General features: G+C 64.3%; 12 protein-coding genes. 2 read left to right on the top strand and 10 right to left on the bottom strand.

What is annotated here, in order from left to right; genetic code table 11:
* Positions 1 to 293: 293 nt before the first annotated feature.
* The 10 genes from ACTWP6_RS29430 to ACTWP6_RS29385 form a co-directional block, all read right to left on the bottom strand.
* Positions 294 to 590 carry a hypothetical protein gene (locus tag ACTWP6_RS29430; protein WP_443189535.1) on the bottom strand — a complete coding sequence of 99 codons (297 nt, stop codon included), beginning with the start codon at positions 588 to 590 and terminating at the stop codon, positions 294 to 296.
* Between the two features lie 46 nt (positions 591 to 636).
* Entirely contained in the window at positions 637 to 1,005 is a 369-nt protein-coding gene (locus ACTWP6_RS29425; protein ID WP_443189534.1) for a hypothetical protein, read from the bottom strand.
* Between the two features lie 307 nt (positions 1,006 to 1,312).
* Positions 1,313 to 2,161: a phage major capsid protein gene (locus ACTWP6_RS29420; RefSeq protein ID WP_443189533.1), complete on the bottom strand. Its 849-nt coding sequence runs from the start codon at positions 2,159 to 2,161 to the stop codon at positions 1,313 to 1,315.
* Between the two features lie 148 nt (positions 2,162 to 2,309).
* On the bottom strand, positions 2,310 to 2,765 hold the full coding sequence (locus ACTWP6_RS29415; protein WP_443189532.1) for a hypothetical protein: 456 nt from the start codon (positions 2,763 to 2,765) through the stop codon (positions 2,310 to 2,312).
* 1 nt (position 2,766) lies between these two features.
* A complete protein-coding gene (locus tag ACTWP6_RS29410) occupies positions 2,767 to 3,177 on the bottom strand; it encodes a hypothetical protein (RefSeq protein ID WP_443189531.1) in 411 nt (136 codons plus the stop codon).
* Positions 3,178 to 3,237: 60 nt separating this feature from the next.
* Positions 3,238 to 4,605, bottom strand: a complete 1,368-nt coding sequence (locus ACTWP6_RS29405; RefSeq protein ID WP_443189530.1) for an AAA family ATPase — start codon at positions 4,603 to 4,605, stop codon at positions 3,238 to 3,240.
* On the bottom strand, positions 4,602 to 4,955 hold the full coding sequence (locus ACTWP6_RS29400; RefSeq protein ID WP_443189529.1) for a DUF2742 domain-containing protein: 354 nt from the start codon (positions 4,953 to 4,955) through the stop codon (positions 4,602 to 4,604). Before ACTWP6_RS29400 ends, ACTWP6_RS29405 begins: the two co-directional genes overlap by 4 nt.
* Positions 4,952 to 5,212: a hypothetical protein gene (locus tag ACTWP6_RS29395; protein WP_443189528.1), complete on the bottom strand. Its 261-nt coding sequence runs from the start codon at positions 5,210 to 5,212 to the stop codon at positions 4,952 to 4,954. The genes ACTWP6_RS29400 and ACTWP6_RS29395 overlap by 4 nt, the downstream gene beginning before the upstream one ends.
* 95 nt (positions 5,213 to 5,307) lie before the next feature.
* On the bottom strand, positions 5,308 to 5,538 hold the full coding sequence (locus tag ACTWP6_RS29390; RefSeq protein WP_443189527.1) for a hypothetical protein: 231 nt from the start codon (positions 5,536 to 5,538) through the stop codon (positions 5,308 to 5,310).
* Between the two features lie 223 nt (positions 5,539 to 5,761).
* Positions 5,762 to 5,938 carry a helix-turn-helix domain-containing protein gene (locus ACTWP6_RS29385; RefSeq protein ID WP_443189536.1) on the bottom strand — a complete coding sequence of 59 codons (177 nt, stop codon included), beginning with the start codon at positions 5,936 to 5,938 and terminating at the stop codon, positions 5,762 to 5,764.
* Positions 5,939 to 6,342: 404 nt separating this feature from the next.
* Here ACTWP6_RS29385 and ACTWP6_RS29380 point away from each other — a divergent pair, with 404 nt between their 5' ends.
* The gene (locus ACTWP6_RS29380; RefSeq protein WP_443189526.1) at positions 6,343 to 6,615 is read left to right on the top strand and encodes a hypothetical protein; all 273 of its coding nucleotides are present in this window, start codon (positions 6,343 to 6,345) and stop codon (positions 6,613 to 6,615) included.
* Positions 6,602 to 7,372, top strand: a complete 771-nt coding sequence (locus ACTWP6_RS29375) for an Arm DNA-binding domain-containing protein (RefSeq protein ID WP_443189525.1) — start codon at positions 6,602 to 6,604, stop codon at positions 7,370 to 7,372. Before ACTWP6_RS29380 ends, ACTWP6_RS29375 begins: the two co-directional genes overlap by 14 nt.
* The last annotated feature ends 70 nt before the right edge of the window (positions 7,373 to 7,442 follow it).

Here is a 7,442-nt window from a genome sequence, read left to right as displayed (position 1 = left end):
CAGCGCGGGGTCCGTTCGTGGGCACGCTGATGATGCAGACGACCGCCGTCCCCGACCCGGGATTTCGACAACTTCAATGACGATCACCCCCGCCGTGGTCGTCACACAGAGGGACGGTCAACAATCGACCGCCGTCGCAATACCGAACCGCGCCAACTCCGAGACACGCGGCTCGACCGCATCATCAGCGGCGAGGGAACTACCCGGTGCGGGCGGGCGCTCAGATCCAATCCAGGGATCGCCCACATTCCGAAGCCAGTAGACAACGGCACCACGACGCTGCGGATCTTCCATCAAAGGGGAAGCATAGAACCGCTCGCATCTCCTGCGCACCCAGCGCTGTCATCGGCGGGCACGAGCCGGTCATCCTCGATGCGGAAGAGCCGCATGCCCGTTCGGTCAAAACGGGATCGCAGCCCGGCCTTCGACAGCAGCTCGTCGGCCAGCTCGACCGCCTGGACCTCGACGGCCTCACCCGCCTGCAGCGCGGCGATCTTCATCTCCAGAAGCGCCCGCTGCAGCCCGAAATCATAGATATCGGTGACCGTGGGCAGCTTCTCCAGATCGGCCCGAAACTTCGCCACCTGCACACCCCGCACCCCGACAACCTGAACCGCCGTCTCCGGGCGAATCCGCCTAGCCACCGATGCCCCTCTTCGCGATGTTGTGCGACCGCCAGCGCGTCTCGGCCGCCTTCTGCTTCGCCGGGTTCTTCGCGTCGTCACGCATCTGGACACCAGCGAGCACCCGCGCCAACGCCGTCCTGGTCTGGCGTGCCTCAACCACCGCCGGGTGCAGCCGCACCACCCCGCCCTTCGACTTGGCGGTCAACCCGTCCGCCGCGATGGCGGCTTCGAGTTCCACCACCCGGTCCACGAGGTCAGCCGCCAGATCCAGCAGCTCCGTCTCCCGCGCATCCGGCTCCAACCCTTCCTCGGCCATCTCAGCCCGGATACGGGCTACCAGAGCAGCACCAGACGACTCAGCGACCTGCGGATTCACCATTTTTTACCTTCGTCTGCAATGCAGCCACCAAAATCCGCAGTGCCTACCGGGCGGGGTCCAGACCCCCGGGGAGCCTTCCCCACCCCCCGGTCGGGCCTGTCGATTGGGAAGTGGCCGATGCCGGTGATTCGGAAGGGGTTGGGCTCGGGTTCGCGTCTGTTTCGGCGGGGCATGTGCTGCTCGGTTCTGTTGGTGGCCTGCGGTGTTGGGGCCGGGCCGGGGAGCACACTCAGCACCCTAAAGCTCGGTGCTCGACCCGGCCCGGTTGTTCGGCGCTCGTAGGAACGGGACGAGCGCCGAACGGTTCTTAGGTGCCCGGCTCGGGGGCGATCTTGATGACGGCGCGTTCGTGGGGGAACCCGAACGCGACTCGCATCACGGCGCGCACGGCCAGTGAGTCGGACCCGAAGTAGAACGATTCGTCGACGGAGAGTTCGACGTCTTGTCGGACGACGACGAATACGCGGCTCATGTCGACGGCCCACACGGTGTTGGCGGGGACGACGGTGTTGGGGACGGAGTAGAGCGGCACACCGAGGATCTGCCGGCGGGTGGGCAGTGTGGGGTTCGGCTGCAGTAGTGGCTCGTTCGATCCGGTCGTCAGCTTCTTGAGCTTGGACAGGGCCAGCACGGTGGCGGCGTTGGCGATGAACGCGGTGATCTGTGCGCCTTCGTTCTCGGCCTTGGAGATGGCTTCGGAGAAGGGGTCGACGTTGGTGATGGTGTCGGCGTCGACGAACTGGATGTCGTTGAGCGAGGAGATCCCGTTGGGTCCGTTGGCGACGGTGTCACCGAAGTAGGCGGAGTCGAGGCGGCGTGCGATGTCGCGGGCGATGGACTGCCCGACGACGTTCTGGGCGGCGGGGCTGGAATCTGCGGCCAGTTCCCGGCTCACCTTGGACAGGGCGGCGATCTTGTTCGGGGTGACGAGGAGTTCGTCGACTTCGGCGTCGGTGGCGGTGATGTCGGCGCCTTCAGCGGTCCAGGATGCGCTGACATCGTCGGTGACGATGGGGATGCGGAAGTCCTTGGAGTTGGTTTCGACGATGGTGCTGACTTGCATGGCGACGCTGGCTTTGGCGACGGGCTGGACGATGAGCGCGCCGACTTCTTCGGGGCGGAGGATTCCGCCGGCATTGCTGGTGAGTAGAGACATGTTGCTTCTCCTGGTGGGAGTGCACGCGAAGGCGTGTCAGTGAGTGATTGGGAGTCCTTGCAGCGCACTGCTGTTCAAGGTTGCCCACCAGGGGCGTGCGTATCGGCGGGATTGAGCACCCGGCTTGGTCGCGCCGATACGCATGATTCTACTTGTTGTTTCGGCCTTTAAGAAGGTCTGACCAGGTGGCTTGTTTTTCGCCGGGCAGGATCTTGTCGGTGGCTGTGACGATGGAAGCCGGGGGTGCTGCGGGGGCGAGCTTGCGCCAGTGCGGGTGTGCGGTCACCAGGGTTTGGGTGAGGTCGGCGATTTTGGTGGGGTCGATGTTGCCGTCGTCGTCGAGGAGGTCGGCCAGTTGCGCGCCGTCGCGCCACAGGTCGGTGCCGTCTTTGAGGTGTTCGGCGGCGAGGCGTTCGATCTCGTTGCGTTGCAGGGATTCGAGGCGGGTCTTGAGGGTGTCGCGTTCAGCCTCGGCGGCTTGGGCGCGTTGCCGGTACTTCTTGGCCTCTTTGACGGTGTCGGAGTTTTCCGTAGGGGCTTCGACGTCTGACGCCTCGGTGTTGCCTGCGTCAGCGGGGCCGGTGTCGGTGACGGGTTCGGTCATGTCAGTTCTCCTTGGTGTCTTGCTGGGTCCATAGGGCGATCGAGCGGCGTAGTTCGGCCAGCTGGTGGGGATCGTCGCGGAGACCGAGGGCGAGCACGGCGTGTTCGGCAACTGCGGCCAGGAGGTGTTGCATGCGCCCGTCTTTGGTGGCGGCTTCAACCGCGGGCGAGAAGACGGCGGGATCTGAGGTGGCCCATCCGGCGAGGAACTGCGCGGCGCGAAGTCCATCGCGGGGTGCTGGATTGGGGTCGGGGTCTTCTCGGCCGATGGCGGCGAGGACCGCGGCGGACAGCAGGGCCAGTTGGCTGCCGTGCCAGTTGTCGGCCAGGGCGAGGATGTCGAGTCCTTCGCCGCGTTGGGCGCGTATCACGGTCTCGTCGACAACAGCTCGGGCTTGGTCGAGTTCGTTCATGGGGTTCTCCTTTGGTGGGTTGGTGAAGTAGTCGGCCCGGCAGGAATACGACGCGGCGGCTCATGCCGGTTCCTGCTGTTTGCTGAGGCACGTCAGGTGGGCGTCACCTTGTCCGGCCATGACAGCCTTGCCACAGATGTAGCAGCGGGGAGCCTCTTTGCCCCTGACGCGGATGGTGCGACGGGCCTGGAGTTCCTGCCGACGTGTCGTCAACGGTGTCGGTGCGGTCGGGTTGGGCTCGGGTGCGGTGGGCTCACCAGTTGGCTCACTCTCAGGTGCGTGAGCCAACTGCAAAATGGTCTCAGTTGGCTCATCGCGTTTGCGCTGGTCGAGTCCAGTTGGCTCAGTCGGCTCAGTCGGCTCATGTCCTAGGGCAGTCGGCTCAGTGGTGAGCCGATTGGGTAGATCCCATGTCGAGGTCCGGGGGAAGCCTTCGGAGTGGTCGAGGACGCCGAGCTTCTTCTTTGCTCGCTTGAGTGTCGCTTCGCTGATGCCTTCCTTGCGGGCCTCGGCTTTGACGACCTTGGACGGCGTTGCTCCGTTCTCTGTCAGGTAGTCCTGGAGCCAGTGCTCGGCGGCGGTCCGCTCTCCGGCGTCGTCGTCTTGATGGGCGCGGTTGATGACGTCGCCCACCGAGACCTCCGACGATCCGAGTTCGACGACACGGGCAACCTCGGCTGGTCCGTCGTCGGTGGGGACCGTGATGCTCTCCAGCCGGAACGCGAAGGATTCTTCGCCGCGTGGCGCGTAGTTCCCTTTGTCCTGGGTGACCACAACACGATCGCCGTCCTCGGCGAACAGGAACAGCGAGCGCACCGCGTCACGGAAGGCGTGCGAGCCGCTCATCTTGTCGGAGGCGTTGCCACCCCCTTTGCCGAAGTGGCGGACGAACATCATCACCGCGCCGGTCTCGTCGGCGACCCGCGCCAGTGCATCTACCGCGATACGGACGTCGGCCTCTCGGTGGAGGTCGCCGCTCATCGTTGAGGCGATGGGGTCGAGGAGGACCAGGGCGGCCTCGCCGGCTTTCACACCGTCGGCAATGACCCTCGTGTCGAGGGGCAACTTCGGCGTGACTTCACATGTGGAGCCGTCCGCGTAGGAGGCGATGGCGAGACGGCCAACCATGTTGAGGTCCGCGCCGGCGGCGATCAGCCGGGGAACCAAAACTGTCTCCCATGAGTCTTCACCCGACCAGATCAGCGACCGTCGCGGCTGGCCGTGGAACTGGCCGGGGAGCTGTCCGCGTGACAGCCGCGCGATCAGGTGGCAGGCGTAGGTAGTCTTTCCGGTGCCGCCGCGACCGGCGAGGGCGGACGGCGTGGCAACGGGGATCTTGTTCTCCCACAGCCAGACCTGCTTACGTGGCCGGATGTCCGACGCCCATTCAATGCTCGCCTGACGCATTCCCCAATCGATCTCTGTCACGATGCCTCCCGGAGTCGGTCGATTTTCTGACGTCGGGGAAGTTGTCGTGCAGCCTCGGACCAGTCGGCACCGCCCCACACGTCCTCGGCGGCCTGGGCGCGCTGTTCCTGCCCGATCTCGACGCGGAGCACGTGGTGTTCTCCAGCGATAGCCAGTGACAGCAGTTTTCGAGGGTCTGCGTCGTCGAGTTCTCGCCAGGCCGGTGTACCTGCCCACGGCAGGGTGGCGTTCTTGACCTGTTCGACAACGGCGCTTAAGAACTGATGGACTGCCCACCACGAGACTTCTTGGGATGCGGAAGAACCCGCCCCGGCAATGGGGCGGGCCTCCCTGGCGGGAATCGCCGTCACCGAGTCAATCCCTGCTGGATGTCGGCGGCACGGATGAGCGTGGCTGCCAACGACCGTGCCGCATCGGACGTGAGGCGGAGCTTCTGCTCGGTCCAGTCAGTTCCGTCGTACCGCTCGACGGTCAGCTCGACCCCGTCGTACTTCTGTTCGTTCTCCACTCGCACACCAGATGTCAGGGCATCGGGATGAGCGGCGCTGGTGGAGTACACCCACAGGTGCGGAGCGAACTTCTCGGCATCGGTATTGACGAGTTCCACGCCGTGAAGTTGGCGAAGGCAGTACGGGAGGATGTCGTCGTGAGTATCGCCGTATTCCCGGTGATCGCACCAGACTGTATGGAAATTCGATGGGTTCATCGCTGCACCACCTGGGCGTCGGCCTCCAGTGCGTCGTTGGCTTTGTCGAGTAGCACCGAGGCGTTTCTCAGATTCCACAGAGCGTTGACGATGTCGACGAGGGCGAACATCGGGACGTCCTCGGGCAGTTCGCGGATGACGGCGTTGATGTCGGCGCGGATGCTGTCGATTCGCGCCACGGCCGCGTCGAGGTGGTCTGTGACCTCTGGGCGGCGTGTCGGTGGCATGTAGGTCGAGCAAAAGGTGCACAGCTCAGTTCCGGCGGTTGGGACCGTGCATCGCGTGCAGAGGGTGTGGTGTGTCATCATGGGGTTACCTACTTTCTGGTGAGGGTTGGTTCTGAAGCCTCGGAAGCTGCAACTTCCGGGGCTTCGCTCTTTCCGGGCCGGAGGTCTTCGGTCCGGTCGTCGTCGATCAGCCCGAGGTCTTCGAACTGCGGGTAGGTGCGCATCAGGCGGCGCTACCGCCGACGCGATTGGCAGCCAGGTATGCGAGCACGTCTTCGCGCAGGTATCTGACGCGACCGCCGATTTTGACGTATGGGATTCCTCGGCGCCTGTACCGGTCCTGGGCGAGCGCGTCAACGCTCGTCTGAACCACCTGGGCAACCTGTGTGGGTGTCGCCACTGGGGGCAGCGTGTCCAGCAGATGAGCCACCTTGTGTTTCCTTTCGATCTATGAAGAGATCGTAACGATCTCTCTCGGGGTAATAATGCATCACGTCACATCACGCGGTCAAGTGAATCGCGCAAGCGATCCAAAAGATCCCTTATCGTGTCGGTGTGAGCCCAACCCCAGATCCGCCGAAGGCGTTGACGAAGAATCCCCTTGGACCGACCGGAGAGGCAGTCGCAGAGAATGTCGAGCGGCTGAGAACTCGGCAGAACCTGACCTTTGCTGCATTGTCCGAGCGGCTGTCCCAGATTGGGCGGCCTATTCCACCCCTCGGACTACGAAAGATCGTGGGGAAGACTCGGCGAGTAGATGCCGATGATTTAGTGGCTCTTGCTGTGGCACTTGAGGTTTCGCCTGTGACGCTGTTGATGCCGGATACGGAGGATGGTAGCGACGAGGTGGCCGTCACCGGGTGCGAGGACCCGCTGAGCGCAACGCCGCTGTGGTTCTGGCTCCGCGGCAACAACCCCTTACCTGGCGATGAGCGGATACCGCTCGTATTTCAGGCTGCTGCATGGCCGGCTTGGCGACTGCGGACGCAAATGGAACAGGACAAGAAGACCCAGAGTGCTTGGCTTGCGGCCAGGCGGGCCCAGGTGCAGTTGGAGTCCGACGATGGCAACGATTGAGAAGTACGAAACATCCTCCGGGTCAACGCGGTACAGGGTTCGATACCGGACCCCGGATCACCGGCAGACGACCAAGCGCGGCTTCCAGACAAAGCGGGACGCGACGGCGTGGGCGGAGCAACTCGAGGTTGATAAGCGGAAGGGCTCCTACGTCGCCCCCGCCGCGGGGCGGGTGAAGTTGGGGGAATTCTCGCGGGAGTGGCTGGAGTCCAAGCACAAGTTGAAGCCGTCGACTCGTGCCCGGTACCAGGTTGTGCTGGACACTTTCATCGCCGACCATGCCGAGGTTCCGTTGGGTGATATCAGTCGGCAGTTGGTGCGGGAGTGGGTGGCGGACCTCAGCACGAGCCACGCGCCGGCCTCGGTGCACAAAACGGTGGGGGTGCTGCGCCAGGTGTTGGCGTTGGCGGTGCGGGAGAACCGTCTGGTGATGAACCCTGTCGACGGCGTGGAGCTGCCTTCGGTGGGGACTGTCGAGCAGCGGTTCCTGACGCTGGAGCAGTTGCACTCGCTGGCCGGTGCTGCGGGGGAGCATCGGGCGCTGGTGTACGTGCTCGGGACGTGCGGCCTGCGGTTCGGGGAGGCGGCCGAGCTGCGCTGGCGAGATCTAGATCTAGATAAGAAGTCCATCTCGGTTCGTCGGTCGGTGGCGCTCGTCGACAACAAGTTCGTCGTGGGCTCCCCGAAGAACGGGAAGGGCCGCGGTCAAGTCCAGGGGCGTGGTGTACGACGCCTGTCGTGTGATTCTTCGAGTTAATGGTTCAGGCGGTCAGTGCCGCGGGGGTGGCCTCCTGTTCGGTCGGGGTGTCGTTGACGGCGCGTGATTT

Origin of the sequence: Mycobacterium sp. 4D054 (assembly GCF_052245755.1) — a bacterium.
In the GTDB taxonomy this organism is placed as follows: Bacteria; Actinomycetota; Actinomycetes; order Mycobacteriales; family Mycobacteriaceae; genus Mycobacterium.
This window is presented reverse-complemented; position numbering and strand designations above follow the sequence as displayed.